The 24,412-nt window shown below is 58.3% G+C and carries 29 protein-coding genes; 18 read left to right on the top strand and 11 right to left on the bottom strand.

Features of this window, described 5'->3' with window-relative positions:
• The first annotated feature begins 407 nt into the window (after window positions 1-407).
• From HT585_RS28805 to HT585_RS28775, 8 genes are all read left to right on the top strand, one after another.
• The gene (locus HT585_RS28805) at window positions 408-1,793 is read left to right on the top strand and encodes an adenylate/guanylate cyclase domain-containing protein (RefSeq protein WP_246707995.1); all 1,386 of its coding nucleotides are present in this window, start codon (window positions 408-410) and stop codon (window positions 1,791-1,793) included.
• Complete coding sequence (locus HT585_RS31950) at window positions 1,756-2,136, top strand: tetratricopeptide repeat protein (RefSeq protein ID WP_246707994.1); 381 nt, start codon at window positions 1,756-1,758, stop codon at window positions 2,134-2,136. Before HT585_RS28805 ends, HT585_RS31950 begins: the two co-directional genes overlap by 38 nt.
• A 1,343-nt stretch (window positions 2,137-3,479) precedes the next feature.
• Window positions 3,480-4,655 carry a plasmid partitioning protein RepA gene (repA, locus tag HT585_RS28800; protein ID WP_176356216.1) on the top strand — a complete coding sequence of 392 codons (1,176 nt, stop codon included), beginning with the start codon at window positions 3,480-3,482 and terminating at the stop codon, window positions 4,653-4,655.
• Window positions 4,652-5,644, top strand: a complete 993-nt coding sequence (gene repB / locus HT585_RS28795) for a plasmid partitioning protein RepB (protein ID WP_176356215.1) — start codon at window positions 4,652-4,654, stop codon at window positions 5,642-5,644. The genes repA and repB overlap by 4 nt, the downstream gene beginning before the upstream one ends.
• Before the next feature lie 181 nt (window positions 5,645-5,825).
• Window positions 5,826-7,037, top strand: a complete 1,212-nt coding sequence (repC, locus tag HT585_RS28790; protein ID WP_176356214.1) for a plasmid replication protein RepC — start codon at window positions 5,826-5,828, stop codon at window positions 7,035-7,037.
• Between the two features lie 139 nt (window positions 7,038-7,176).
• Window positions 7,177-7,566 carry an antitoxin Xre/MbcA/ParS toxin-binding domain-containing protein gene (locus HT585_RS28785; protein ID WP_029742583.1) on the top strand — a complete coding sequence of 130 codons (390 nt, stop codon included), beginning with the start codon at window positions 7,177-7,179 and terminating at the stop codon, window positions 7,564-7,566.
• A complete protein-coding gene (locus HT585_RS28780; RefSeq protein WP_176356213.1) occupies window positions 7,563-8,081 on the top strand; it encodes an RES family NAD+ phosphorylase in 519 nt (172 codons plus the stop codon). The genes HT585_RS28785 and HT585_RS28780 overlap by 4 nt, the downstream gene beginning before the upstream one ends.
• A gap of 233 nt (window positions 8,082-8,314) precedes the next feature.
• Complete coding sequence (locus HT585_RS28775) at window positions 8,315-8,521, top strand: cold-shock protein (RefSeq protein WP_112773046.1); 207 nt, start codon at window positions 8,315-8,317, stop codon at window positions 8,519-8,521.
• A 91-nt stretch (window positions 8,522-8,612) separates the two neighbouring features.
• Here HT585_RS28775 and HT585_RS28770 read toward each other — a convergent pair whose 3' ends face one another.
• Genes HT585_RS28770 through HT585_RS28760 form a run of 3 tightly spaced genes read right to left on the bottom strand, consistent with a single transcriptional unit; the run spans window position 8,613 to window position 10,412 of the window.
• Window positions 8,613-9,764 (bottom strand): site-specific integrase, encoded by a 1,152-nt coding sequence (locus HT585_RS28770; RefSeq protein WP_176356212.1) that lies wholly within the window; start codon window positions 9,762-9,764, stop codon window positions 8,613-8,615.
• Window positions 9,754-10,173, bottom strand: a complete 420-nt coding sequence (locus HT585_RS28765) for a type II toxin-antitoxin system VapC family toxin (RefSeq protein WP_176356211.1) — start codon at window positions 10,171-10,173, stop codon at window positions 9,754-9,756. The genes HT585_RS28770 and HT585_RS28765 overlap by 11 nt, the downstream gene beginning before the upstream one ends.
• Window positions 10,170-10,412, bottom strand: a complete 243-nt coding sequence (locus HT585_RS28760; protein ID WP_090300147.1) for a type II toxin-antitoxin system Phd/YefM family antitoxin — start codon at window positions 10,410-10,412, stop codon at window positions 10,170-10,172. Before HT585_RS28760 ends, HT585_RS28765 begins: the two co-directional genes overlap by 4 nt.
• 219 nt (window positions 10,413-10,631) lie before the next feature.
• On the opposite strand from HT585_RS28760, the gene HT585_RS28755 reads away from it, so the two are divergent.
• On the top strand, window positions 10,632-11,780 hold the full coding sequence (locus tag HT585_RS28755) for an RHE_PE00001 family protein (protein WP_176356210.1): 1,149 nt from the start codon (window positions 10,632-10,634) through the stop codon (window positions 11,778-11,780).
• A gap of 28 nt (window positions 11,781-11,808) precedes the next feature.
• Here HT585_RS28755 and HT585_RS28750 read toward each other — a convergent pair whose 3' ends face one another.
• The 4 genes from HT585_RS28750 to HT585_RS28735 all read right to left on the bottom strand — a co-directional run bounded on the left by HT585_RS28750 (window position 11,809) and on the right by HT585_RS28735 (window position 14,157).
• Complete coding sequence (locus HT585_RS28750; RefSeq protein WP_176356209.1) at window positions 11,809-12,309, bottom strand: hypothetical protein; 501 nt, start codon at window positions 12,307-12,309, stop codon at window positions 11,809-11,811.
• Between the two features lie 136 nt (window positions 12,310-12,445).
• On the bottom strand, window positions 12,446-12,925 hold the full coding sequence (locus HT585_RS28745) for a hypothetical protein (RefSeq protein ID WP_176356208.1): 480 nt from the start codon (window positions 12,923-12,925) through the stop codon (window positions 12,446-12,448).
• Window positions 12,926-12,930: 5 nt separating this feature from the next.
• Entirely contained in the window at window positions 12,931-13,836 is a 906-nt protein-coding gene (locus tag HT585_RS28740) for an ImmA/IrrE family metallo-endopeptidase (protein ID WP_176356207.1), read from the bottom strand.
• Complete coding sequence (locus HT585_RS28735) at window positions 13,837-14,157, bottom strand: helix-turn-helix domain-containing protein (protein ID WP_017957253.1); 321 nt, start codon at window positions 14,155-14,157, stop codon at window positions 13,837-13,839.
• Window positions 14,158-14,333: 176 nt separating this feature from the next.
• On the opposite strand from HT585_RS28735, the gene HT585_RS28730 reads away from it, so the two are divergent.
• From HT585_RS28730 to HT585_RS32320, 9 genes are all read left to right on the top strand, one after another.
• Window positions 14,334-15,530 (top strand): nucleotidyltransferase domain-containing protein, encoded by a 1,197-nt coding sequence (locus HT585_RS28730; RefSeq protein WP_176356206.1) that lies wholly within the window; start codon window positions 14,334-14,336, stop codon window positions 15,528-15,530.
• 5 nt (window positions 15,531-15,535) lie between these two features.
• Window positions 15,536-16,024: a type II CBASS E2 protein gene (locus tag HT585_RS28725; protein ID WP_176356205.1), complete on the top strand. Its 489-nt coding sequence runs from the start codon at window positions 15,536-15,538 to the stop codon at window positions 16,022-16,024.
• On the top strand, window positions 16,025-17,152 hold the full coding sequence (locus HT585_RS28720) for an HNH endonuclease (protein ID WP_176356204.1): 1,128 nt from the start codon (window positions 16,025-16,027) through the stop codon (window positions 17,150-17,152).
• 428 nt (window positions 17,153-17,580) lie between these two features.
• Entirely contained in the window at window positions 17,581-17,769 is a 189-nt protein-coding gene (locus HT585_RS28715) for a hypothetical protein (protein ID WP_176356203.1), read from the top strand.
• A 31-nt stretch (window positions 17,770-17,800) separates the two neighbouring features.
• Window positions 17,801-18,106: a hypothetical protein gene (locus HT585_RS28710; protein ID WP_176356202.1), complete on the top strand. Its 306-nt coding sequence runs from the start codon at window positions 17,801-17,803 to the stop codon at window positions 18,104-18,106.
• Between the two features lie 17 nt (window positions 18,107-18,123).
• Window positions 18,124-18,372: a hypothetical protein gene (locus HT585_RS28705; RefSeq protein ID WP_176356201.1), complete on the top strand. Its 249-nt coding sequence runs from the start codon at window positions 18,124-18,126 to the stop codon at window positions 18,370-18,372.
• Window positions 18,373-18,786: 414 nt separating this feature from the next.
• Window positions 18,787-18,933 carry a hypothetical protein gene (locus HT585_RS28700; RefSeq protein ID WP_176356200.1) on the top strand — a complete coding sequence of 49 codons (147 nt, stop codon included), beginning with the start codon at window positions 18,787-18,789 and terminating at the stop codon, window positions 18,931-18,933.
• A gap of 16 nt (window positions 18,934-18,949) precedes the next feature.
• Window positions 18,950-19,153 carry a hypothetical protein gene (locus HT585_RS28695; RefSeq protein WP_176356199.1) on the top strand — a complete coding sequence of 68 codons (204 nt, stop codon included), beginning with the start codon at window positions 18,950-18,952 and terminating at the stop codon, window positions 19,151-19,153.
• 2 nt (window positions 19,154-19,155) lie between these two features.
• On the top strand, window positions 19,156-19,356 hold the full coding sequence (locus HT585_RS32320; RefSeq protein WP_176356198.1) for a P-type ATPase actuator domain-containing protein: 201 nt from the start codon (window positions 19,156-19,158) through the stop codon (window positions 19,354-19,356).
• 779 nt (window positions 19,357-20,135) lie between these two features.
• Here the strand turns inward: HT585_RS32320 and HT585_RS28685 are convergent.
• From HT585_RS28685 to cydB, 4 genes are all read right to left on the bottom strand, one after another.
• A complete protein-coding gene (locus tag HT585_RS28685; protein WP_176356197.1) occupies window positions 20,136-20,828 on the bottom strand; it encodes an ATP-binding cassette domain-containing protein in 693 nt (230 codons plus the stop codon).
• Window positions 20,829-20,838: 10 nt separating this feature from the next.
• Entirely contained in the window at window positions 20,839-22,011 is a 1,173-nt protein-coding gene (locus HT585_RS28680) for an FtsX-like permease family protein (RefSeq protein WP_176356196.1), read from the bottom strand.
• Window positions 22,008-23,108 carry an HlyD family efflux transporter periplasmic adaptor subunit gene (locus HT585_RS28675; protein WP_176356195.1) on the bottom strand — a complete coding sequence of 367 codons (1,101 nt, stop codon included), beginning with the start codon at window positions 23,106-23,108 and terminating at the stop codon, window positions 22,008-22,010. The genes HT585_RS28680 and HT585_RS28675 overlap by 4 nt, the downstream gene beginning before the upstream one ends.
• Window positions 23,109-23,404: 296 nt before the next feature.
• Window positions 23,405-24,409: a cytochrome d ubiquinol oxidase subunit II gene (gene cydB, locus HT585_RS28670; RefSeq protein ID WP_176356194.1), complete on the bottom strand. Its 1,005-nt coding sequence runs from the start codon at window positions 24,407-24,409 to the stop codon at window positions 23,405-23,407.
• Window positions 24,410-24,412 lie beyond the last annotated feature (3 nt).

Raw genomic sequence — 24,412 nt, 5'->3', positions numbered from 1 at the left:
ACAGGCCGAACTGGCCGAACGCGCGGCGATCAGCGCCGTCTCAATTCGAGCCTTTGAAAAAGGTGGCGAGATGCGGGAGAGCAACCTGCGGCTTGTGCGACTGACATTCGAGGGCGGTAGGCGTCGTTTTCCAAGACGACGGAGAGTTGGTTCACGGGGGCGCGGGCGTGCGTTTCCGCTCCACGTTCACGCTCCACGTTCACATCGGATTTTCAGTCGTAGATAATATTAGCAGACCGGAGTGGAATTTGGCTCCGCCACTTTGGTCGCCGCAGACCGGTTCTTTTGATCAATTGCATTCGAACAGCGATGCGATTGCGCGTCGCTCGGTGCTTGCTTGCAGCCGGCACCTTTTGCGGTAATTGAGAGTGCGATAATATAGCCCGTTATCTCGTGCGGAGACCGCGATGGCGAAGCAACGCGTTGAACGGCGGCTGGCGGCCATTATGGCGACTGACGTCGTCGGTTATGCGCGCCTCATGGAAGCCAACGAAACGCGAACAGTTCAGTCTATAAGACGGCTGCAATCCTCAGTGCTTCAACCCAGTGCTGCTGCCCGTGGCGGGCGGATTGTCAAGTTGATGGGAGACGGCTCCCTGGTCGTCTTCAGCTCGGCCGTGGAGGCGGTGGATTGTGCGATATCAATTCAATCGAAGCTTGAAGCCCGTCGGCAAAACCAGAGTGTTGATTTCCCGCTTGTCTTGCGCATCGGTATCAATCTCGCCGATGTGGTTGTCGAAGGTGATGATGTTCTTGGCGATGGTGTAAACGTCGCAGCCCGCCTGGAGGCGGCGGCGGAGCCTGGGGGCATATGTATTTCTGACCTCGTTCACCGACAGCTTACGTCAGCTCGCGACTTGGAATTTGTCGACGGCGGCGAGATATCGCTCAAGAACATAGCCCGTCCCCTCCACGTGTGGCATTGGGCGAACGCATCTGCAGCCAGTCCCTCGATAGGCTCGCTGGCTAGGGCGACATCTATTGCTGTTCTGCCGTTTGAAAATTTGGGCGGATCGGAGCACCATGACATTTTCAGCGACGGGATTACTGAGGACATCATACGCGGACTAGCGCGGTTCCGTTCGCTCACTGTCATCAATGCTACCTCGTCATTCCGCTTTCGCGACCGGCACTCGGACCTGAATGAGATCAGCAAGAAGTTGGGCGTTGCTTATCTTGTTCTGGGCAGTGTTCGGCGCGCAGGCGAGCGACTAAGGATTGCGGCTCAGCTTGTCGAAGCGGTTTCCGGAAAGCAGCTGTGGTCTGAACGGTACGACCGAGATGTCCAAGATCTATTCGCCGTGCAGGATCAACTAACTCGGACGATTGTCGCCACCCTCGTGGGACACATAGAGTGCGAGGATGTTCGCCAGGCACTGCGAAAACCGACAAGCAGCCTAGCGGCCTACGAGTACCATTTGCGCGGCCTTGTGCATATGCGCAGCTATGACAAGTACGACAATCAACAAGCGTTCGAGATGTTCAACGCAGCACTGGAGCGAGATCCGCAGTTCGGGTTGGCACTTTCCCACCTCGCGTTGGCGAAAATAGCGCTCCACGGCTACGCCAACTCACCATCCGGCGTTCTTGACGAAGCGCTGGCCCTGGCGCGTAGGGCGGTAACCCTTGACGAGGGCGAGAGCGGTTGCCAGCGATTGCTGGCACTCATCCACGTTAACCGACGTGAATTTGAGTTGGGTGAGCGACACTATCGTCGAGCCTATCAGCCCCAACGACGCCAACACGCTTGTGCAAATGGGCGGCCTACTGGCCCGACGCGGCAAGCTCGATGAAGCGCTGGAATGGATCGAGGAAGGTTTCCGGTTAAATCCGTTTCCGCCACGATGGTATAGCGCCGCCCTTGGCAACGCCCTCTATCTTACTGGCCGCTATGCGGAAGCCGCTGCCGCCCTAGAAGAACTACCGAACCCAGGCCCATTCACTTGCGCGCGCCTAGTCGCCTGCTACGCGCAAACAGGGGATCCTATCGCCACCGAGAAGGCAAAACGTCTGCTGCTTGGGCTGTGTCCCGACTTCTCGATCGACAACTTCATCAGCCAAGGGCTGCTGCTGGAGCGTCCGGAGCAACTGGAACTTTTCCGGCAAGGGCTCCTCAAGGCAGGCCTGCCACCTTGAACGATGATACGACGAACCGATCGCCCCCCATTCGAACACTGTTTACCGTTGGTCTCGGCTTAATGTCTTTCCCCCTGCCCACAGTCGTCACCTAGCGGGCGGCCGTCGAAGACCTATTGAGGCGACGCTGTTGGCTGCTGCTGAACATCAACTTCGCTCTTACTCACCTCCCCGATCTAATCAGTGACTGCGCTTCTACCCGCTCGAAATTGCTTCGTGACCACGACCGCTGACATGGCGTCCGAAATGTTCAGTGACACCATACCGACGGCCCCGCGAGCAAGAGCGGGTCTGGATGGGTATAATGCGCATCCGCATCAAGCGGGCTCAGCGTGTAAGGGGCGATGTCAACGTGGGCTGAGAAAGCAGTGAAGGGAATCGCTGCGTCGCCCAAGCGGTTGAGAATGATTCCAGAGGCCGCACGAGTTCCCCGCGGGGAACCTGATACCCGTGACCAACTTTCTCGCGCGACGCGAGCGTCGGAGCGACCACGAAGCTTTCCTGCCGTCATCTGGTTTCGACGCTCGAGCAACTGGACAAACATGATGGTGTCGCCATTTAGCTTGTTGTTCCCCGCGGGGAACTTTCATCACTCCCCGCCAAGGAACCCACCCGACATAGATCTGCCGTGCATTGCTCCCTCATATTCCCGGTCGGAATGTCTCCTGATCGGCTCGACGTGATCGTCCGAAGTGCTGCGCTCACACTTGGCGACTGTTTCTAAGATTCGCGTCTTCATAACGGCTCACATAGAGGCAACGCTATAATGTACCGCGCCCGTTCACTCTAGCGGACGCCGTCGGAGGGCGCCCGTGGAGACATGGGCCGTGAAGTGGTTGGTTCAGAGTTGGATGTCCCAACTGATCACCAGGCACTGCAAATGATCGAGCTCCAACCATTCAGGACGCTCTTCGCTGAGCGGAGTTAGGACGCTACTACGGAACTCATCTAGGGGGTCGCTTGGAACGCGGTTGTCATATAGGGCGCAGCGAATCTTGTCGTCCCACTTCGTAATCCACCGGTCACGATGGCCAAGCTGGAAATTGGCTACTGCGTCTTGGGGCGAGGGCGCGACGCACAGGATAAAGCGCCCCCGCATTCCGCGCCCGCTTCCGCAGACCGCGCACAGCGGCGAAAGTTCCCCGCGGGGAACCGAATAGAAACTGCTCTTGCCGCTATGCTGCGATCCACAACCCCATTTGCTGGAGTCACCCGAATCGGAGTAGCTCTTAGTTGCGGAGAAAATCCGAAATTTCGGGTTTTTGAGTAGTTACGTGGTTGTTATCTAAACGTTAACCACAAGAGCGGTTAAGTGACGGGACAGACCACCGGGGATTCTCATTATGACGCGACATCTCAGCAGCCTCTCCTTCATGGAGAACTTTTCCAGCAAGCTTGAGCTGGCGTTGAACAATCTGAGCATGGCGCAGTTTCCGCCGGACGCGCGGCGCAGTATGCGGAAGTTCACGTCGACGGAGGTCGCTGCCCTTTTGGACGTTACGGAAGCGTATATCCGCCAGGTTGCCGCCAAGGAGCAGGGACCGTCCCCAGAGATCTCCAACGGTCGACGCCTTTATACGCTGGAGCAAGTCCTTGAGCTGCGTCTCGCACTTGCGTCTAACGGCCGTAAAAGATGGATGAACCCGCGCCGCACCGGCGACGAACAGTGCCAGATCATTGCCGTCACCAACTTTAAGGGCGGCTCTAGCAAGACCTCCACGACAATTCACCTAGGTCACTACCTGGCACTGCGCGGGTACCGTGTGCTTGCCGTGGATCTTGATCCGCAGGCATCGCTCACCGCACTTCACGGCAACCTTCCCGACTTCGACTACCGGGGAGGGGACACCCTTTATTCCGCCATCCGCTTCGACGACCCCATTCCGACCAGTTCGATTATCCACCAGACGCACATCGTCGGCTTCGACGTGATCTGCGCCGGCCTTGAACTGACCGAATTCGAAACCGCCGTTGCGCTCGAGATGCGTCGGGCTGGAGGCACAGGTTTCTTGCTACGCGTTTCTCAGGCGCTCGAGCAGGTCGCCGACAACTATGACTTTATCCTCATGGACTCCGCGCCATCGCTGAACTTTCTGACGCTTTCGTCGCTCACGGCAGCGACGGGTGTCGTCATTCCAGTCCCCGCACATATGCTGGACGTCGATTCCACTGCGAAGTTTCTGGAGCTGGCGGCGTCTTATATGCAGATCCTCGACGAAGTCGGAACAGCCGCTCAATGGGATTTCGCCAAATTTCTTGTTACCAAATTTGAGCCCAACGATCATCCGCAGGCAAACATGTCAGCGCTGATGCGGCAGGTGTTTGGTGAAGATCTGTTGCTGAATTCTGTTATTAAGTCGACCGCAGTCGCAGACGCGCTGACTTGGAAGCAGAGCCTCTACGAGGTGCAGCGGACGCGATTCTCCGCACCGAAAACCTACGATCGCGCAATCGAATCCATAAACGCCGCCAATGCGGAACTGGAAAACCTGTTCTGGAAGGCTTGGGGGAGAGAATGAGCCGGAAAGATTCCAAGGGCCTCTTCGCCAACGTTCTGGGCCAGCTCGACGGCGCAGTTGACAGGGGCGGAGTACAACGATCAACCTCGCCGCATTTGATGAAGGTTGCAGCTGGCGTGCGCCAGATCCAGGAACGCAGCGAGCTTGCTGATCGGTTGCTGAGAGACGGCGGCCAGGTCATCGAGATCGAGCCGGCAGACATTCTCGATTCCGCGATCCCCGATCGCTTCGGCTCCGCCTATGAGGCGGGGAACCTTGCCGAATTGATGCAGTCAATGCGTGAGCATGGGCAAAGCACACCTGGCCTCGTGCGCTCAGTTGACGGGAACGTCAAATCGTTTCAGATCGTCTTCGGCCGTCGGCGGCTTGCTGCAGCGAAGCTTCTCGGCATCAAGTTCAAGGCGATCGCGAGAGACCTGAGTGACGAAGAAGCCATCGTTCTACAGGGGGAGGAAAACAGCAATCGGAACGACCTGTCATTCATTGAAAGGTGCCTCTTCGCCCAATCGCAGGAGGCTGCCGGCTATGGTCGCGATATCATCTGCAAATCTCTAAGTACGAGCAAATCGCATGTTTCTGAGATGATACGGCTTGCAACCGCTTTGCCGCGCGAGGTCGTTCAGGAAATTGGGCCAGCACCCGAAGTCGGCCGCCGTCGATGGGTGGATTTCGAAGCGAAATGGTCAGCCCACGCCGCGCCGTTTGAAGCTGCCAAGAAGGTGCTCGGCAAGGATGAAACGCGCAGGGGTGATAGCAACGCTCGCTTTGCGCGCGTCCTCGAGGCGCTCTCCGGCGAGCGAGACCCAGCACTTTTGTCCGTTGAAGCTGTGCAGCTCGTTGCGCACGGTCTAGTGCTCGGACAGGTTAGCCACGGAAAATCGGGCTCGAAACTGGCCTTCAATAAGGCGGTTCCCAATGGATTTGTGGAGTACGTGGCAACCCAGATCGAAACTCTGCACGATCAGTTCATGCAGAAGAATCCCCGCTAAGGCGGAACAGGTTTAATTCGGAGGATAAACCGCAAAAGAAAAAGGCCCCCAAACGTTTCCGTCGTGGAAGCCTCTCTCCTATCTAGCAATCTGAGAATCGCATTTCCACGAATCCCCGTCAAGAGTCTTTGGCATCGTTTTGGTGAGCAGATTTCTTTTGCCTTCTGAGAGGTGAAGGAAAATGCAGGTTGGAAGTGTGACGACGCCATTCGGGCGGCGGCCGATGACACTTGCCTTGGTGAGAAGGCAGCTGAACTCAGCTGAAATCAAACCAGGCAAATCAGTCGAGAAGTGGAAAGTGTTCCGCGACGCCTCTGAGGCGAGGGCGCTGCTCGGCATCCAGGATCGCGCGCTCGCCGTTCTCGATGCCCTTTTGACGTTCTATCCGGAAGCGGAGCTGGCGCAAGATCGGGCCATGATCGTATTCCCGTCCAACGCACAGCTCTCTGTGCGGGCGCATGGGATCGCTAGCGCCACGCTGCGCCGTCAACTGGCTGCACTCGTCAACGCTGGCCTGATCGTGCGCAAGGATAGCGCCAACGGCAAACGCTTCGCCCGGAAGGATCGGGCAGGCGAGGTCGAGGACGCCTATGGCTTCGATCTGTCGCCCTTGCTCGCCCGTGCTGAAGAACTCGCGCAGATGGCCCAACGGGTCGCTGCCGATCGCGCGCAGTTCCGTCGGACCAAAGAGGCGCTCACCATCTGCCGCCGAGATGTTCGCAAGCTCATCTCCGCTGCGATGGAGGAGGGCGCTTCCGGTAACTGGGGAGCGATAGAGGCGATGTATGTGGAGCTCGTCGGTCGTATTCCGCGCACGCCGGTCATCGGTGACCTAGTCGCAATCCTCGACGAAATGGAAATATTGCGGAGCGAAGTCCTCAATCTGCTGGAAATGCAGATGAATTCAGAAAATATGAGCTCCAATGATGCTCCAAATGAGCGTCACATACAGAATTCAAACACCGAATCCACCCGTGAACTTGAACCTAGCTCTGAAAAAGAGCGCGGGGCGAAACCTGAGGTCAAACCGCAGCCGAAGCGCGAGCCGATCAAGGCGTTCCCGTTGGGCATGGTGCTGCAAGCCTGCCCGGAGATCGCGATGTATGGGCCGGATGGGGCTATTTCGAGCTGGCGAGAACTAATGGCGGCTGCGGTGGTGGTCCGATCGATGCTGGGCGTCAGTCCAAGCGCCTACCAGGACGCCTGCGAGGCGATGGGGCCGGAAAATGCGGCTGCGACAATGGCCTGTATTCTCGAAAGGGCAGGGCACATCAACTCGGCCGGCGGATATCTGCGCAATCTGACGGACAAGGCGCGGCGAGGGGAGTTTTCGCTCGGACCGGTGCTGATGGCTCTGTTGCGGGCGAATCCAGTGGTTGCTCGAAGCGCCTAGCGAACGGCTCTTTGGGGGGGGGGGCAGTGGCTTGAAACTTCTCGCTACACCGGCGAATCTGTCGTAGTCGCTTGCGTTGCCGTCAATAGAGTCATATATTTTGCACAATAAATTAGTTGCTGGATATGGCGGAATGATCATGCCTCAGGTTCTGAAATCTTTAGAGCACAGCGGTCCCTTGGTGCTGTCCTATATGGATCGCTCGGGAAAGATCGCTGTGGAACGGGTCGCAACCGGCTTCGGCATGTCTAAGAGCCAGTTGGCCGAGACGGCGGGGCTAGCCCGCGAAACACTGTATAGAAGTGAACGTAGCCTGGGCGCGAAAACGCAGAGCCGCCTTCGGGAAATGCTGGAGATTATCAGTCGTGTCTCAGATTGGGCCGGTGGTAAGGAGCAGGCAATGGCTTGGTACCGGGCCCAACCTCTACCAGCTTTTGGCGGGCGTACGCCCGAGGCTCTCGTAAAAGACGGCAAGGCCGCGGCGGTGCGAGATTACCTCGATCATATGGCCCTAGGGGGCTTCGCTTGAGGTTTGTGGGCAATTGTTACCGTGCGCACGATCCACGCTGGGCTTTCAAACCGGTTTCAGGAGATGGCGCGGCTATAAGAGGCGCGCGGTTCAACCCAAAAGGCGTGCCAGCTCTCTATCTCGCCCTCAGTGTGATGACGGCGGTAAAGGAAGCCAATCAAGGGTTTGCCCATCGCATCGACCCTTGTGTACTTTGTTCCTACGATGTCGACTGTGATGACATTGCGGATCTTACTTCTGAAGTTGGTCGGGCCCCGAATTCCGTTTCGGTGGAGGAAATGGCCTGCAGTTGGGCCACCGCGCTTTCGGAAGGAAGGAGACCCCCATCCTGGTCGATATACGATCGACTGAAGGCGAGGGGCACGGCAGGCATTATAGTACCCAGCTTTGCGCCCGGCGCCGAAGAGGGAGATCGAAATCTGGTGCTTTGGAACTGGGGCCCCAACCTGCCGCATAAAGTGCAGGTACACGACCCAAGTGGTCGGCTTCCGAAGGATCAACTGTCCTGGGATTAGGCGCATCGGCGCAATTAACGCGTTCGGGCCTTTACGACTGCTCAGCCATATTACGCCCGATCTACCGTGCTTACAGCAAAGGTAAGCAACCAAGATCCGGAATTTAGGTCCGGTGCGATAGACGCGATAGCTCGCATGACTTTCCGTTGACGCCGGAACCGTCTACTAATGTGAGCGCACCAGTGTCATTCGAGCCTATCCGTCCGACACGACGATGATCAAAGGAGGATACTTTGGCAACCGGTACAGTAAAATGGTTCAACACAACAAAAGGCTTCGGTTTCATCCAGCCGGATGACGGAACTGCCGATGTGTTCGTCCACATTTCCGCGGTAGAGCGAGCTGGTCTACGCGGACTCAACGACGGCCAGAAGATTACCTATGAGCTGGTGAAAGACCGCAAGTCCGGCAAGATGTCGGCGGACAACCTCCAGGCCTGAGCGCATTGCGATTCTGCAGCTTACTGCATGCAGTGTTTGCTCTGCTCCAGCGGTGCCTCTTGGCCGGAACCCGCCGGTATGACCGGCGCTTTCAGGTGATCAGCCGGGCCGCGCGATCTTGTTTTCGCTCAGCGTTGTTGTAGTAGCGAGCCGCCTGCGTCACGGACTTGTGCAGCGACTGCTGCATAGCCTCGGGGAGGGGAATCCCCCGATTGGCAGCCTCGGTCAGATAACCTGACCGCAAGCCATGCGCCGAAAACTGTGTCGGTTCGAGCCCGGCCTGCTTGCAACGGCTTTTCAGGATGAGGTTGACCGACTGTGGCGTGAGCGCGCGCCGATTGATGTTTCCCCATTGGTCGATGCGCCGGAATACCGGTCCTTCGTTGATGCTGGCCTCACCAAGCCAGCCCTTCAGCGCCATGACCGGCCGTCCGATGAGCAGCACATGTTCGTCGTCGTCACTCGTCGTCGTCTTGGTGCGGCCGAGACGGATCGAAAGGCACGGGAGGAGAGGGGAGTCAGGATCCAACGGATCGGCCTGCACAGGGTCCTCGTCGGTCAGATCCTCGACACGCAAAGCCGCCACTTCTGATCGGCGGCGGCCGCCGGAGGCAAAAGCGATCAGAAGCAGCGCGCGATCGCGCAGGTCGATCGAGCGTTCGCCGGCACAGGCCTGCAGCAGCTTGGCCAGGACGTCGCCGGTCACGGCCTTTTTGCTTTTTCGTTGCCGCGGACGAGCGCTGGCGCGAACGGCAAGGCGCAGAGCGGACTTGAGCGAAGGGCCATCAAAGGTCCCAGTGAGGCCGCGCCAACGGGTCAGGATCGACCAGCTCGTCAGCCGGCGCCGCACCGTGTCGGGGGCGTGCGGTCCGTTGGCCCGAAGCAGCCGCCGGGCGCGCAGGCCCTCTTCCACTTCCGCCGGCATGCCGTGGCTGGGATCGTCGGCGCGTTTGCCCGGGTCAAAGAGATGATGAGCGACGAATTTCAGCAGCAGGCTCTCTGGCGCCGGCCAGGGGAGGGGGCTGCCGGTGGCGAGCTGGCACCAGGTCTCGAGGTAACCGAGGTCGGAGGCAAGCGCGCGCAGCGTATTGTCGCCCATGCCTTCGCTGGCCAGATGTTTGAGCGTCGCGACGTCGTCGTCGGTGAGGAGCGCAGCGAGTTGGTCACGCCTGTCGAAGGGCAGGATGGAATCGAGCGCGTCGAGTGCCACCGCGCGCCGCTCTATATCATGATCAATGCTCATTCTCGAATGGTCCCAGCACCTGAATCCTCTCAGTGCGTGCCGCGCCGGCGAGTTTGCGGTCGAGGGTGGCGAGCGGCAGGGATTGGCGGACCGCAAGGTCGAGGTAGGCGGCATCGTAGGCGCTTAGCCCGTGCGCACTCGCGAGCTCGAGCACCGAGCCATCCTGACCGGCACCCATGTCTTCAAGGGGCAATCGGCGCAGCCGGGCCATCGCGTTATGGGCCTGGCCGGCGGCAATCCGTTGCCGCCGCTCGGCGCTGATCAAAATGCTGCGCGTCTCGTGCCAGAACAGGTCGGGCACCGGGCAGGGGCCGGAGATCCCGGCGATAAGCTGCTCGGCTGCTTCACTGTATTCTTCTGGCAATAGCCAGGCAGCAGCGATCGACGCATCAAGGATAAATTTGCTCAAAACCGCTGACCCTCACGTTTCCAGTCGAGGATCTCGTCGTTGGACACCGGCTTTGCCCGCATTCTCGCCGCCCGCACCTCGGCGATCAGCGCCGAGAGCTCGTTGTCCTTCTTCACGCGCGAGAGCCGGGCGACGGGATCGTTGCCGCGGGAAATGATAACCTCCTCGCCGGCTTCGACGCGGGCCAGCAGTTCTGAGAGATGGGCTTTGGCCTCGGCAACCTTGACAGTGACGCTCATGGGAAACTCCGTTGAACAGTGTCTCTCGTCGCGGAGATGGCGGACGATCATGATTTTGATGTTCTGCGCCAAGATAGGACGCGTTCATGAGTTGGTCAACTAGTGGACCACATGACTATCGATACTGGGGACCTATCGATGGTTATAACCATCACCCGCAATCATACCCACTGGCGAACCCTAAATTAAATATAGAGTTCGTATAAGAAATCATTTACCATGATTTCAATGGCTTATGATATCGCGAAAATCAGCATGACAGCGCTGATGCGGTCGGCTTTCGACGCCGGGCTCGCGCTGACTCGTCTCGACGAACGCATCGCCCGCTCACCGGTCGGAGTCGGCTTCCTCGAGCGCACCCAATTCGCCGATGCCTGCGCCTCGCTGTGGATCGACGGCGAGCTCGTCCATCTCGAGGACCTCGTCCTCCACGACGCCACTCGCGATATTCGCACACCCACCCACGAGCTGACCATTGCCCGCGACGTCCTGAGAACCCGCCGCCGCATCGCCGCGCAGCCGCCCGGCTGGGCACTCACTCCCGATGGCCTCCGCAGCCTCCGCCAGGCGTGGCCTGGAGCATCAGATAGTGCCAGTAGCGCGATAGAGAACAAGGGCGCAACGGTGGATGCCGAAGCCGCCGGGGTAGGGGAGGGAGAGGAGAGCGATGCTGGCGCGAACCTTCCGCACGTGGACTATGCCGCCATCGATGCGGTGCTGGCCCGCTCCGACGCTGCGATCGAACTAGCGATGACGCCCGGCCTCGCCAAAAGCGCTCGGGACCGGGAAAAGGATCCGCTGGTCTACGATCTCGACTGGGACGAGGACGAACGCCTGGAAGAATGGCGCGGCGTGCTGCGGCAGGTTCAAGACATGCCGGCGGTGATGCAGGGGATCATCGCTCTCGATGCCTGGAACGAGTTGTCCGTGCTTCAGCACGCGCCCTGGCTCGGCCGACTGTTTTGCGCCTCCATCCTGCGGCAGGCTGGCATCACGTCAGATGCACATCTGGCCGCTATCAACCTCGGCCTCAAATCCATTCCGGTCGATCGCCGCCGGCATCGCGACCGGGAAACCCGGCTGCTGGCGATCGCGCAGGGACTGATTGCAGCCGCAGAGATCGGGCTGAAGGAGCATGACCGGCTCGCGCTGGCACGCACCATAATGGAACGGAAATTGGCGGGCCGCCGGACGTCTTCGAAATTGCCGGAACTGGTCGAGCTGGTCATCGCGAAGCCGCTGGTCTCGGCCGGTATGGTCGTGACGACGCTCGGGGTGACGCCGCAGGCGGCGCGGCGGATTGTTGTTGAGCTAGGGCTCAGAGAGATGACGGGGAGGGGGAGGTTTCGGGCATGGGGCGTGGTATGACCAACGCCAACCGCATGAAATCCAACGGTTACAGTTGACTTGCGTGAACTGTCTGCAGCTTAAATTTGAGACGCGCGGCATCTTCAAGGGTATCAGTCGGCGCCTGAATAAACGGACGCAGCTCTTCGACCATTTGTTTGAATTTCTCGTTTTTTGTTCGAACGTCTGTATCTTCTTTTTCGCGCGCAGACAGCCAAGCATCTGCTTCCTGGAAGGTCGCTTTTGTCGTGTCCCGCTTCCTACCACGTCCGGTAGTTATCATCGCGGGTATTCCGGAGTAATGGCCGAATAAACTCGTTTGGCCTACCATCGCCAGGCTGAGGCGCTTCCGGCCGCTCACATCGTGGATCAGTTTTCGGAGCGTTAGATCGATCAACTGATCTGCTGCCTCGGAGATCTTGCCATTCAACTCCGAGCGAATGCGGGCGAGCGCGTCAGCAATTGGAATTTCGCCATCGTTTCGCTCCCGGCGAAGATCGAGAATTATTGCGTCGATGTCATCACGTAGATCAGTCAGTTTCACCGTCATCTCCGATAGTACTCCTCAATGCTGCAAAAATCGAATCTGTTGATATGGTAATATTCACGTGCATTTCGTTCGAAATCGCAAGACATTTTTGAGCGTGTTGTTTGAACATGCACCACTGATGCATTGCGACAGTAAATCACCGAGACTGATGAACGCCCCTTCGCTGTACGATAGTCTGATTCAAAATCCGTCGATTAATTTTTTTCTTCCAGGCTGACTGCGCCGACGAGAGTTTCCGTTTAAGTCTCGTCTGCTTGAGGAAGTGATATTCCTTGTCGTTGAATAGGTATCCCATCCGGTAGGCGTGCTCGATGAGATCGTCGTTTGCATTGGCGGAGAGATCCGCTTGAATACGCTTCAGGCCTTCAAAGAGGTTCCCCGTGTCAATTCCAACGAAGCGGTTAATGCAGACATTGCCGACGTAGGTCGTCGCGCCATTGAGGCGATTTCGAATATAACAATGTTCGAGAATATCCTGACCGCAGGGACATTGATCAAACTCTTCACTGATCTCTACGCCGATCAGGTCCCATTCAAGCCGAGCTGTCTCGAATGCCATGGAGTTCGATAGGGGCACGATGTGTGATTTGAGACGCTCAAAATTATGGCCTTCCATCAAGATCAATCCCTGCGATATCGTTCCTGTTGGGCACGCCAGCGGTCGCGCGTGGTCATGTCTTCGTTTTCTTCATCCTCCTCCTCCGGGCTTTCATGCCAGAGCATGATCAAGGCAAAGCCGTTCCTCTGAAGGCACACCTGTTCGATGAGGGTCGGAGCGCGCTGCCCTCGGGGTACGTCGATCCACAGATCGGCAAGCCGGCTTTCGATTTCGCTTGGAATGCCGATCTGGAGGTCTCGTCGGTAAAACGTTGAGCCTTGAGGCACCGACTTGTTGCGGCTTGCAACAACGAAAGGAAAGCGCTTTCGATTGTGATAAACCCGCCCAACCTTCTCATCCTTGACGACAATGAATGCCAACGCTTCCGGGTGATACTCGGCATAGGCCCGCGCCATGGCTTCTTTGCTGACATCAAATTGGTCCGCCAACTCGAATACATGTTCAAGGCTTGGCGAGGGATGCTTCTTGAAGGCGTCGCGCAGTTTCGGGGGCGGCATCAGGATGAGGGAAGAGAAGCGGTTCGCTTCGACTTCCATTTTCGCCCGCCGGTTGCCTTCCTTCGCGGAAAGTGCCCGGAGATCTTCCCTTGAGCACAGGAACTGACCGTCCTTATCCGGGATGTGGTTGGCAATCAGGAAGTGACCGAGCTCGTGGCCAATGGTAAAACGGCGACGCGGCTGGTTCAGCCCCTTTCTGACGAGTATAATTCCGCGGCTCCGTACCGTGTCGGTGATCAAGCCGCCTTCAAAACCTTCCGTTTGCAACTCGGCAATTTCCTCAATCTCGAGCTGGAGCGCCAACTCCTCGATCGGTACAGGAAGCGGAAGATTTGGTTCATGCTTTAGGATCAGGCTGACGAGCCCTTCAGGCGACCCCGTGTCGGCTAGATCCATCCGCAAGATGTCCATTTACTTTCCCTTGGGTTTCAGCCGGTCCATCAGCATCTGGATTGTTTCACGGTCTTGCGGTGCCAGAGATTTGAGATCCCTGTACATCGCAACAAGACCAGGCTCTTCGTCTTTTCCCTCTGGGTTCTCTCCAACAAGATCCGCGATGGCAACGCGAAAATGGGTGGCGAGCTTGGTCAGAAGTTCAATTGAGGGGTTGGTGCTGCGACCAGTCTCCAGATCATAGATATGTGTCTTGGACGCTCCAATGGCATCCGCGACCTCCTGCAGGGATTGACGGTTTTTGCCCCTGAGTTCTTTGAGCTTGGCAGCCAAAGACATGTTCGAATTACTCCCTTGAATCACTGAAGGCGCGTGCACCTGCGTGCCGCGCCGTTCGGTTAATCTGTACAAAAATATAGCACAGAGCTTGACGATGGCAAGCGTTCGATTTAGCTGTACGAAATTAGACGAGCAAATCTTACGAGCAGATCCCTTTTCGGGCGCAGGAGGAATGCATGTTTCACGATCATCGACTTGTTATGCGGGACGGAATGCTCATCGGCGCTCTTGATCGGATGTGCGCTACTCTCGAAATTGCACCGAGTCAGGCGGAACTCGCGAAGGAGCGTTACGATGGGGTCGGCGGGTGGCTGGCGGATGCGGAGGATCCATTGCTCAAGGCAATGGGAATTTTCCTCCAGGGATCGACTGCTATCGGGACGACCGTCAAGCCGATCGGAAGCAATGAACATGACGTCGATCTGGTAGCCCATGCGCCAAACCTCGGACATTGGGTCGAGCCGGCTGCACTGAAGAAAGCGATTGGCGACCGGTTGAAAGCCAACGGCCATTACAAGCCTCTTCTGGTAGAGATGGCGCGCTGCTGGCGGCTTGTCTACGCCAACGAATTCCATATGGACATCACCCCGTCCATTCCAAACCGGAGCTGCCATATGGGCGGTGAACTTGTCCCCGATCGGGCACTCAAGATCTGGAAGCCGTCAAATCCGAAGGGCTACAAGGCATTGTTCCTTGAGCGCGTGAAGCTTGCGCCGCGTTTCCGGGTGACGAAAAGCTTGCATACTCAGGATCGCGCCCGTGCAGACATTGAACCCTTTCCGGAGCAGGTTCATTTCAAGGGCCTGTTGCAGAGGGTCGTCCAGATACTCAAGCGCCACCGGGATGTCTTCATCGCCGTCAACGAGATCGATATATCCCTGTCGCCGATTTCAGTTCTCGTGACGACGTTGGCGTCCCAGAGTTACGAGTACTGCGTCAGGACCTTCATCTACGAGTCTGAACTGGATCTGCTCTTCGACGTCATCCGGCACATGCCCGACTTCATCGAGACGTGCCGCGTTGATGGCCAGATGCAATGGTTCATCTGGAATGAGACGACGAAGGGGGAGAATTTCTCCGAAAAGTGGAACGGTGATCCCAAGCGCGCCGAGATATTTTTCACTTGGCATACCCGTGCTCTGGCCGACATCAGCAGACTGAAGGATGTGGAAGGGCTTGATGGCCTGAAGCGACAGCTCGGCGACGCCTTCGGCTCCGCCCCGGCCAAGGCAGTAATAGATTCCATTACCGATGACATCTCGACCTCTCGTCAGAAGGGCACTCTTGGCATCGCACCCCGCATCGGCCTCGTGACAGGTATCACCACGGCCACCGTCACCCCCGTTCGCGCCAACACGTTTTTTGGAAGATAGCCGCCATGCGTTTTTCCGATCCGAAGCCACTGACCCCCGCGCAGCAGTTTCTTCTACTGACGAAGAGCCCGCTGTGTGTCGGGGATGGTGAACTCGGATCAGGACATTTCAGCTGGCACTATAAATCGTCACCCACGCCGCTTTCGCGCATCTATGATGCTCGGTTGGAATTTGCGGTCAATCGCTCGCCGAGAGTGTTTCTCGACAATCCTGATCTGCTGATGCTCTCCGGTGGAAATGACCTTCCGCATGTATACGACCAGAAGCCTACCCGCCTCTGTCTCTATTTGCCACGCACATATGAGTGGCAGCCCTGGATGAGGCTCGATCAGACCATCATTCCGTGGACGTCGCTCTGGCTCTTCTATTTCGAGGATTGGCTGATCGACGGCGAGTGGCGAGGCGGGGGAGAGCATCCAGAGCATCGCGATGTGGAGCAGCGTGTCAGTCGGAGCCGGCTGCAGCGGCACGCACCAGTTCGGAGGGCAGTTTGAATGGCAAAATCGAGGATTCCCGAGAAGGTCCAGCGCGCGCTGTGGGCACGTGCGGCAGGCCGTTGCCAGTTTCGCGGTTGCAACTGCGAGCTCATTGGTGACCTCCTCTCTGGCAAGGAGGACAAGATGTTTGGCTTTGTCGCCCACATCGTTGCCGACTCGCCTGAAGGAGCCCGTGGTCATCCGACAAGATCCGCACTTCTCGCCAGAGACATCACCAACCTCATGCTTCTCTGCGCCAAGTGCCATCGACTGATCGACAATGAAGCGCCGGACGACCATCCTGAGGAACTTCTGGTCCTTATGAAGGAGGAGCACGAGCGGAGAGTCCGCCTGGCGAGTGGTATCCAGCCGGATCGCGCTTCTCATGTCATCCGTTTCGGAGCCAACATCGGCAAAAACGAAGCGCTCGTGGCGAGAGAGGACATATTTGCGTCGATGCTGCCGGAGCGTTCGCCGGCATCATTTGAAACAATTGATCTCGAAATGCTCGGCCTCTCGCTCGACGACACCGACGAACAGTATTGGCAGGTTCAGCAGACCAACCTTCAACGGCTGTTTGCCGACAAGATCAGGGGCCGGATCGAACGACAGCAGATCACCCATGCAAGCGTATTTGCACTGGCACCGCAGCCGCTTTTGATAGAATTGGGAAGACAGCTTTGCGATATTCTGCCCGCCGAGATTCACCAACGCCATCGAGAACCTGCCACGTGGAAATGGCAAAATGACACGCCTTCGGTCGAGTTCAAGACGGAAACACCGGGCGAGATCCGTCCTACCGTTGCGCTTATCCTTGCCCTGAGTGCTTCCATTTCCCAGGACCGGGTTACGTCAGTGCTTGGCGACGAGACTTCGATTTGGTCGTTGACCGCGAAGTCCCCACATAATGACATCATGCGCAGCCCCGCCGATCTATCCCGCTTTCGGAGTGATCTTCGGCGGCTGTTCGATATGATAAAAACAGCGCATGGAGAAGGGGCATCCATCCACGTTTTCCCCGCTTTGCCTGTCTCGGCGGCAGTTGAAGTGGGCCGTGTCTGGATGCCGAAGGCCGATCTACAGCTCCATGTTTTTGACCAGAACCGGAAATTGGGAGGCTTCGTTTCTGCCCTCCATATTAGTTGACCCGATCGACGCCGTGGGGATTCGAGATCGCTGGCAACACCGTCAGCGGCTTGACTTTGATGCGGCAGCGACGCTCCCCCGGCGAACATTTTGCAAGGAGGCAATGGTATCGCAGCCAAAGTGGAGTCGGGCACCTAAACAACGCACTGTGGTGGATGAGCCACTATGGCCTGGCGTTGACTACCCTCACGACTTTCGGACGGGCCTATGAAGCGCCTTGGTTGCGTTTAATCGATAACAACTATCGGATGTCCCCGGTACCTTGGAGAGCCCGGGAACTTTGAATAGCAAACGCGATTGTTTTTTTGGATGGCTGGACGCCGCTCTCCGTAAACCAGCGTCTTGCGCATCGCACGCCCGTCGGCTGCCGTGCTGACGCGATAGCCCTCCCGGGCTAGCGCGCGCGATACCAGATCGCGGATCTCGCGGTGGTCATCGACGAAAAGGATGTGGGGCACGGCGTTCATGAGAGTTTTGTAGCCCAGACCGGCGCCTTTCGTCTCGAAATTGTTGTGCCTGATTGTGCCACCGGCCGTTCTCGTCACAGATTGTCACAATATTGGCGGGAGCCGAAAAAGTTCAGTGACATCCGCCGGATTGAATGCGCCCAGCAATGAAGCTGACTGTTGCCTCAAGATGGAGAAAGACATGAAGAAGAGAACTGTTGTTTTTGGCGGTCTTGCCGCGATGTTAATCGCTGGCGGATGGGCCTACGCGCAATCGAACGGTTATGGCCCCGGCGGCTTCGGTCCGATGTTCATGCACGGACCAGGCGGCATGGGTCCCGAAATGATGCGATCGATGATGGGCGGCCGAATGGCCCCCGGTATGATGCACGGAATGATGGGCGGTGGGCAGACCTTCGCCGATCCCGCGCGGGTCGATGCTCTCAAGGCCGATCTTGCCATCAAGCCGGAGCAGGAAGCCGCCTGGAGCAAATACGCCACGCCCTGAAGGACGCGACCGGGGCGATGACAGCTGCGTTCGAGGTAGCCGGCAATGATCCCAAGGAGGCCACTACGGAGGATCACTTTGCGCAGATGACCAAAATCCGCGAGTTGGGCCGGAAGCAATTCGAAGCTGTACAAAAGGCGGCGTCCGAACTCGTCGCCACACTCGATGAGATGCAGAAGGCCAAGGCGCAGGAAAGCTTGCCAGGCCTGGCTTTTGGTCCCGGCATCATGCATGGCCGCGCCGGTGGCCCACCGTTTTGGCACTGAGGCGAAAAGTTCGAAGCGCGCTGGCATCCTGAATTGCCGGCGCGCCATACAGTCCGAACATTCTAATAGTCGGCTGGGCATAGGGAAAGAAACCTTGCGGAGCGGCTTTAACGATCTGCCGGAGATCCATCGTTCCTTCCCGTCATGCCAGCTGTGACGCCAGCGGCAATTCTCAGAACCGCGGGATACGCTGCGACCTAAATGAAGCGGACTCCAGGTTTTGTCGCCATTGTTCCCTTATTCTTGGTATTGATCTCAATCCCGGTCGGATTGGGGCCGGGAGATTGACTTTCTCGGTTCTTGCCGCAGAAATCGGCTGGAAGCCGGGATTGAGATATCAGGACCGCGCGTAGGGCACCCGCCGAGCGCTAAGGCCTAGTTTCGTCGGCTCAGGACTCAGGAGACATTGCGGCCATGCAAAATCCGCAGGGGTTGACGGAGCGGGAGGTGTTGGAACGGCGGGGACGTGGTGAGAGCAACGCGGTAGCCTTTGTCACAAGCCGTTCGTATTTGGATATTGCGCATGCGATTATCTTCAAACTCTTCAACGGCATCCTGTAACGATCGGCGCCCGTTGATGGCGCTCGGGCGCGTCAGCGATGTCCAGATCAGCATCGGACCGCTTTTTATGGCGAATGCTATTATCCGGACCGCACAAGAAGCCTTCGCCAAGCGGAGGCTGGATCAGATCGCGCTTACCAGCCGCCCGACCGCCACCGTAATTCGTGACGGACAAGAAAAAGTGGTCGACCGGAAGAGCTGGTTCGGGGCGACGTTCTGAACGTGCACACCGGCGATCAGATCGCGGCCGCCGGAACGGTGATCGGTGGCGAGGTTGAGACCGACGAGTCGCTACTAAGTGGGGAATCCGACCTCGTCTACAAGCGCGCTGTGATCTACTCCTTTCCGGCAGCTTCTGTGTCGCGGGAGATGCGTTTTATAAGGCCCAAAAGGTCGCAGCTGAGAGCTATGCCAACCAATTGACTGCCGCCGCCCGCAAGTCCTAGCTCTGGAAGACGCCGCTGCAGCTGAAAATCGACCTTTGTGTGCGTGTTGTGATCCTCGTTGTCGCGCTAGTGAGCGCTCTCATCCTCTTCGCTGGAATTCTTGAAAATCTGCCTTTCGTCCGGCTCGTGCAGATTTCTGCAGTGTTGACCGCCCACGTTCCTTACGGACTCTTCTTCATGACCATTGTCGCCTATGCCCTGAGCGCTGTGCTGATCGCACGACGGGGAGCGGTCGGGCAGCGGGTTAACGCCGACGCTCACGACCAACCGGCTCAGCTATCATGAAACACGACCGCTCGACGGGCGATCCAGAGACGAGGTTGAGGAACTCCTGAAGAGGGGCGCGATACGAACCCGAAAGCGGCGTACCATCGAAGTGGCGACTGCCGCTAGATCAACCGATCTGCTCCATCCGCCAGCTGGTCTTGGCTTTCGCAGTGAGCATTCGGTTCAGGTACGCAATGAGCATGTTAGCGTGCTGTGGCTTCGGAACGAAGAACATCACTATCCCTTTATCGAGCTCGAGTAGCTCATGATGAGCTCTAGGGACCCGGACACCGCCCTCCGTCATGAAGTCGCGGACAGAAAGGTCGTGCCAAGGCATCGAGTCCAAGGCGTAGTACGAGCCGACGGACGTAAAGTAGGCGAATAACGTGTCCCTGTCGGAACCATATTGGTTCAGGGCGATTGACATCCTTCAAAGCCAGCTTCGAACCGATCCATACCCGCGAGGAAGTTGAAGGCACCAGATCTTTGTCATGGCGCCGTATCGTTCACGATGCGCCCATCCTCGAGCGTCACGATGCGGTCGACCAGTTCAAGAATTCGGTTATCATGCGTGACCATGACCGTGGTCGTCCCCCGCACTTGCCCCAGCCGCTTGAGCATCTGGACCACGGTTGCGCCGCTTTCGCGATCAAGGGCTGCCGTGGGTTCGTCGGCAAAAACCACGTCGGGGTTGCCAACCAGTGCGCGGGCGACCGCGACGCGCTGCTTCTGGCCACCCGAGAGGTTGTCAGGAAGATAGTCCATCCGATCGCCAAGACCCAGAAGCGTCAACGTGTGCCGGGCTGCCTTTGTCTGCATTTGGGGGTCAGACCGACCATGCACCTGCAAGCCCATCAAAACATTCTGTAGCGCCGTCAGGCTTCCATGCAGGTTGTGTGCCTGAAATATGAATCCCAGTCTGCGCCGCAGCGTCCTTTGCAGGTCCGATTGGGCACCTTTCAACTCCTGCCCGAGCAGCCTGACCGAGCCTTCCTGCACGTCGCGCAAACAGCCTGCAAGGGTCAGCAATGTGGTCTTGCCGGAGCCGGAAGGCCCGACCAGTACAGTCAGCGAGCCGCCCGAGACCTTGAGGTTCACATCGAACAGCGCCTGCTTGCGAGCCTCGCCTCTGCCGAACCAGTGGTTCAGGCCGCTCACCTCGACGGGAACATCCTCTGCCATGTTACGCTCCCTAGAAAAGATCGGCGGGGTCGGCTGCGACGAGCCGGCGGGTGGCGATCGCTCCGGATAGTGAACAGGCGACGACCGTGCCGATGAAGACAGTGACGGCCATGCCGGCGGTCATTGCCAATGGCAGGGTCGTGGCACTGGCCATGGCCCAAAGCAGCAGACTGCCCACCGCAAGCCCTGGGATGAAGCCCAGCACCCCGAGGACCAAAGCCTCTTCGAAAACGACGCTCAGGAAGAAACCCTGACCGTAGCCCATGGCTTTGAAGGTGGCGTATTCGCTCAGATGGTCGGCCACATCGGTAGACAGCACCTGATAGACGATGACGATTCCGACCAGCACGCCGATAATCACGCCGAAACCGAATATGATCCCGGTCGGGCGTTTCGTCTGCTGATAGCTGAGGTCCTCATCTGCAGCATCCGCATAGCTGCGGATACGAAGGGATTTGTCCGACACAAGATCGCGAAGCCGGGCGGCCACCACATCGGGATCGGCGCCGGCTGCAACCTGCAGCAGGATATGATCCGGAGCGCCGGAACTGCGGGCCGGAAACTGCAAGAGGAATGTCTGGTCCGAAACCATCATGAATCCGTCGCCGCCAAATCCGCCGCCGCCTGCAAACGTGTCATAGAGTGTCAACGTTATGCCGTTGGCCTCGAATGAAAACGGGCTTTGCGGGCGGATCGCGGCTGCTTCGTCGCGCGGCAGGCCTCGTGTGAAGCGGTCGAGAATGCCAGAATTAGGCAATTGCAACGTGGCTGCTCGCGACGCTATCTCGGGTGACAGGAAAACAGGCTGCGTGGGATTAATGCCATAGGTGGTCAGGCTCAACGCCTTGTCGGCCCGCTGCCATGAGACATTGGCCACGAAAAGCCCTGTGCCGGCAACGACCTCGGGATCGGCCATGGCCTGATACATCCATTGCCGCGCGACGTTGCTGCCTTCCGTCATCGAGTTGGCGTCCGATGCGGAAATTATGATGTCAGCCTGGAAAAAGCCATAGGGCTTCAAGGTGGCGGTCGCCATCGAGTTCATGATGCCCAATTGCACAAAGACAAGCACATTGGCGAAAGCCACGCCGGCGAGAGCGGCAGCAAATCGGGTACGGTTGTGGGTCAGTTGCAACCAGCCAATGGGAAGCCGACCAAACAAGGCCTGAAGCAGCCGGCTCATGGTTTTGCCGGAACTGAGTTATCGGTGTCGATGCGGGCGATGACTTCGAGATTGGTGAAACGGGCGGCGATGGTGGAGGAAGCCTCGTCAAGCTCCACCATCACCCGGATCACCCGTGCGTCAGTGTTGGCGGCCGTGTCGTCCGACAGCAGGCCTTGCCGCCCGACTGTCAGTCCAATCGTGGCAACTCGGCCCAGCAGGGTGCGGTTCAGGGCAGCGGCCACCAGTTCGACCGGTTGACCTACCTCGACGAGCGAGATGCGGTCCTGGTAAATCTCGGCCTCGGCCATCATTCGGCTGGTATCACCCATTTCCATGAGACCTTCGGTGGGTGGCTTTTGTCCCGGCCTTGCATGGATGTTCAGCACCGTGCCGCTGATCGGCGCGACAACGGCAGAGCGAATGAGATCATTTCGAGCCCGTGCCAGCTCCGCCTGCGCCGCTTCCAGATTGCGGCTGGCCACGATGACATCGGGCTGATCCTCCACCTCGGCGGCGGGATAGCGGGCAAGCGTCGCTTTCGCCTTCTCGACAGCCGCAGCGGCTTGCCGTTCAGCGGCAATTGCCGTGTCCAGAGCAGACTGAGTTGCCACGCCGTGCGCGGAAAGGTCGTTGGTCCGCGACAGGCTCGCTGTCGCCTCGGCTGCAACGGATTGTGCCTGTGCCAGGCTGGCGAGAGCCTCGTTGCGACTGTTCTCGACGGCGGCGCGGATTTGCACCAACGTTGCCTGCCGTACAGCGAGATTGGCCTCGGCTAGAAATATGGCGCTTTCCAGTTGGGCCTGATTGTCCAGGCGGGCCACCATGGTGCCTTGTGTCACCACGTCCCCTTCGGTCACGAGAACTTCAGCCACGCGCGCATCGCCGGCTCCATAGGGAGGTGCCACATAGGATATGTCGCCGCGCGGCATCAGTCGCGCCAAACCGACAACATCCGAGGCGCGCATGGTTTCCGCCATGTCTTTTGGAAGTATGATCTCCGGCGGAAGCGCGATGGGCGCAGTCGATCCTGCGCCGGGTTGCAACCCTGTCAGTGCGTAGAATTTCTGCAAAGCAGGCGGCTGGAAATACATCCCGATCACGGCGCCGGAAAACATCAGGACTGGCACCAGAAGCACCAACAAATAACGTGCACGGAAGCGCAGCCTCGAAGGCACCGCGATCGCTGGCCCCTTTGCGACGATCTCAAGCGGCAGATCGGTGTCTGGTCTTTCGGTCATTTTATCCTCTGATCGTCGCAAACTATGAAAGTCCGCGTGAATGAAGCAATCTATGCTCTGTTTCTAAGCTGCCTCTATAATTTACAGCAGCGCCGACCGGATCAGGAATGCAATCGTCCCTATCGCCGCAATTCCGGCCAGGTAGAGGCCAGCGAACCAAAGCCAGCGGCGCATCAATGATAGCCGTCGCCGGGATGAACCTTGCCGCGGAACACCCAGTAGGAGTAGCCGGTATAGACCAGAATCATCGGGATCAGGACGACCGCGCCGACCAGCAAAAATAGCAGCGAACTGTCAGGCGCCGCAGCATCTGCGATTGTCAGGGCGGGTGGGACCAGGTTGGGATAGAAGCTGACGCCAAGCCCGGCAAACGACAGAACGAACATCGCCACCGTCGCCAAAAATGGCCGCAGATGGTCCTTGTTTCGCAGGCCTGTCCAAAGTTGCCATATCGCAAGAGCGAGCAGGATCGGCACGACCGCGCTCCACGCGCCCGAGGGCCAACCGAACCAGCGCGCGAGATATTCAGGCCGCAAGAAGGGGGTCGCAAGGCTAACAAGCCCAATCAATGCAACCAGTGCTACGCCGAGCGGCATCGCGAACCGTCGGGCGCGGACAAGCGTCTCGCCTTCGGTTTTCAGGATCAGCCATGTGGCACCCAGCATGGCGTATCCCACCACGACGGCCAGCGCCGTCAGTCCGGAGAACGGTGTCAGCCAATCCCAGTTGCCGCCGCCATACGCTCGCCCGTTCACGACAATTCCCTGAACCAGTGCACCGAGCGCCATGCCTTGCGCTATGGTGGCGATCAGAGACCCTGCCCAGAAGCCAACCTCCCAGAAGCCCTGCATCCGCTTTGTCCTGTGCACGAATTCGAAGGTCACGCCGCGAAAGATCAGGCCCAGCAGCATCGCGATGATCAAGGGATAAAGCGCGGGCATGACGATCGCGTAGGCAAGCGGAAAGACCGCGAACAATCCGCCGCCGCCCAGCACCAGCCATGTTTCGTTGCCGTCCCAGACGGGGGCGATGGTATTCATCGCCAGATGGCGCTCGTCGCGGTTCTTCAGGAACGGAAAGAGAATGCCGATGCCCAGATCGAAACCGTCGAGCAGCACATAGGCCAGCACAGCAAATGCGATCAGCCCGGCCCAGATAAACGAAAGGTCGATGACCATGGA

It is taken from the genome of Ensifer oleiphilus (assembly GCF_013371465.1).
In the GTDB taxonomy this organism is placed as follows: Bacteria; Pseudomonadota; Alphaproteobacteria; order Rhizobiales; family Rhizobiaceae; genus Ensifer; species Ensifer oleiphilus.
Note: the sequence above shows the minus strand (reverse complement) of the source record. Positions and strands in the feature narration are given on the sequence as shown.

What these genes read in the sequence shown, in the direction of transcription:
- HT585_RS28680 (WP_176356196.1), bottom strand. Translation starts at nt 22,011, where the DNA reads ATGAGCCGGCTGCTTCAGGCCTTGTTTGGTCGGCTTCCCATTGGCTGG.
- HT585_RS31950 (WP_246707994.1), top strand. Translation starts at nt 1,756, where the DNA reads ATGGGCGGCCTACTGGCCCGACGCGGCAAGCTCGATGAAGCGCTGGAA.
- HT585_RS28675 (WP_176356195.1), bottom strand. Translation starts at nt 23,108, where the DNA reads ATGTTTTCCGGCGCCGTGATCGGGATGTATTTCCAGCCGCCTGCTTTG.
- HT585_RS28805 (WP_246707995.1), top strand. Translation starts at nt 408, where the DNA reads ATGGCGAAGCAACGCGTTGAACGGCGGCTGGCGGCCATTATGGCGACT.
- repC (WP_176356214.1), top strand. Translation starts at nt 5,826, where the DNA reads ATGCAGGTTGGAAGTGTGACGACGCCATTCGGGCGGCGGCCGATGACA.
- HT585_RS28730 (WP_176356206.1), top strand. Translation starts at nt 14,334, where the DNA reads ATGTTTCACGATCATCGACTTGTTATGCGGGACGGAATGCTCATCGGC.
- HT585_RS28710 (WP_176356202.1), top strand. Translation starts at nt 17,801, where the DNA reads ATGAAGAAGAGAACTGTTGTTTTTGGCGGTCTTGCCGCGATGTTAATC.
- HT585_RS28750 (WP_176356209.1), bottom strand. Translation starts at nt 12,309, where the DNA reads ATGACGGTGAAACTGACTGATCTACGTGATGACATCGACGCAATAATT.
- repA (WP_176356216.1), top strand. Translation starts at nt 3,480, where the DNA reads ATGACGCGACATCTCAGCAGCCTCTCCTTCATGGAGAACTTTTCCAGC.
- HT585_RS28700 (WP_176356200.1), top strand. Translation starts at nt 18,787, where the DNA reads ATGCAAAATCCGCAGGGGTTGACGGAGCGGGAGGTGTTGGAACGGCGG.
- HT585_RS28740 (WP_176356207.1), bottom strand. Translation starts at nt 13,836, where the DNA reads ATGGACATCTTGCGGATGGATCTAGCCGACACGGGGTCGCCTGAAGGG.
- HT585_RS28705 (WP_176356201.1), top strand. Translation starts at nt 18,124, where the DNA reads ATGACAGCTGCGTTCGAGGTAGCCGGCAATGATCCCAAGGAGGCCACT.
- HT585_RS28725 (WP_176356205.1), top strand. Translation starts at nt 15,536, where the DNA reads ATGCGTTTTTCCGATCCGAAGCCACTGACCCCCGCGCAGCAGTTTCTT.
- HT585_RS28785 (WP_029742583.1), top strand. Translation starts at nt 7,177, where the DNA reads ATGCCTCAGGTTCTGAAATCTTTAGAGCACAGCGGTCCCTTGGTGCTG.
- HT585_RS28755 (WP_176356210.1), top strand. Translation starts at nt 10,632, where the DNA reads ATGATTTCAATGGCTTATGATATCGCGAAAATCAGCATGACAGCGCTG.
- HT585_RS28735 (WP_017957253.1), bottom strand. Translation starts at nt 14,157, where the DNA reads ATGTCTTTGGCTGCCAAGCTCAAAGAACTCAGGGGCAAAAACCGTCAA.
- HT585_RS28685 (WP_176356197.1), bottom strand. Translation starts at nt 20,828, where the DNA reads ATGGCAGAGGATGTTCCCGTCGAGGTGAGCGGCCTGAACCACTGGTTC.
- HT585_RS28695 (WP_176356199.1), top strand. Translation starts at nt 18,950, where the DNA reads ATGGCGCTCGGGCGCGTCAGCGATGTCCAGATCAGCATCGGACCGCTT.
- HT585_RS28760 (WP_090300147.1), bottom strand. Translation starts at nt 10,412, where the DNA reads ATGAGCGTCACTGTCAAGGTTGCCGAGGCCAAAGCCCATCTCTCAGAA.
- repB (WP_176356215.1), top strand. Translation starts at nt 4,652, where the DNA reads ATGAGCCGGAAAGATTCCAAGGGCCTCTTCGCCAACGTTCTGGGCCAG.
- HT585_RS28745 (WP_176356208.1), bottom strand. Translation starts at nt 12,925, where the DNA reads ATGGAAGGCCATAATTTTGAGCGTCTCAAATCACACATCGTGCCCCTA.
- HT585_RS28770 (WP_176356212.1), bottom strand. Translation starts at nt 9,764, where the DNA reads ATGAGCATTGATCATGATATAGAGCGGCGCGCGGTGGCACTCGACGCG.
- cydB (WP_176356194.1), bottom strand. Translation starts at nt 24,409, where the DNA reads ATGGTCATCGACCTTTCGTTTATCTGGGCCGGGCTGATCGCATTTGCT.
- HT585_RS28720 (WP_176356204.1), top strand. Translation starts at nt 16,025, where the DNA reads ATGGCAAAATCGAGGATTCCCGAGAAGGTCCAGCGCGCGCTGTGGGCA.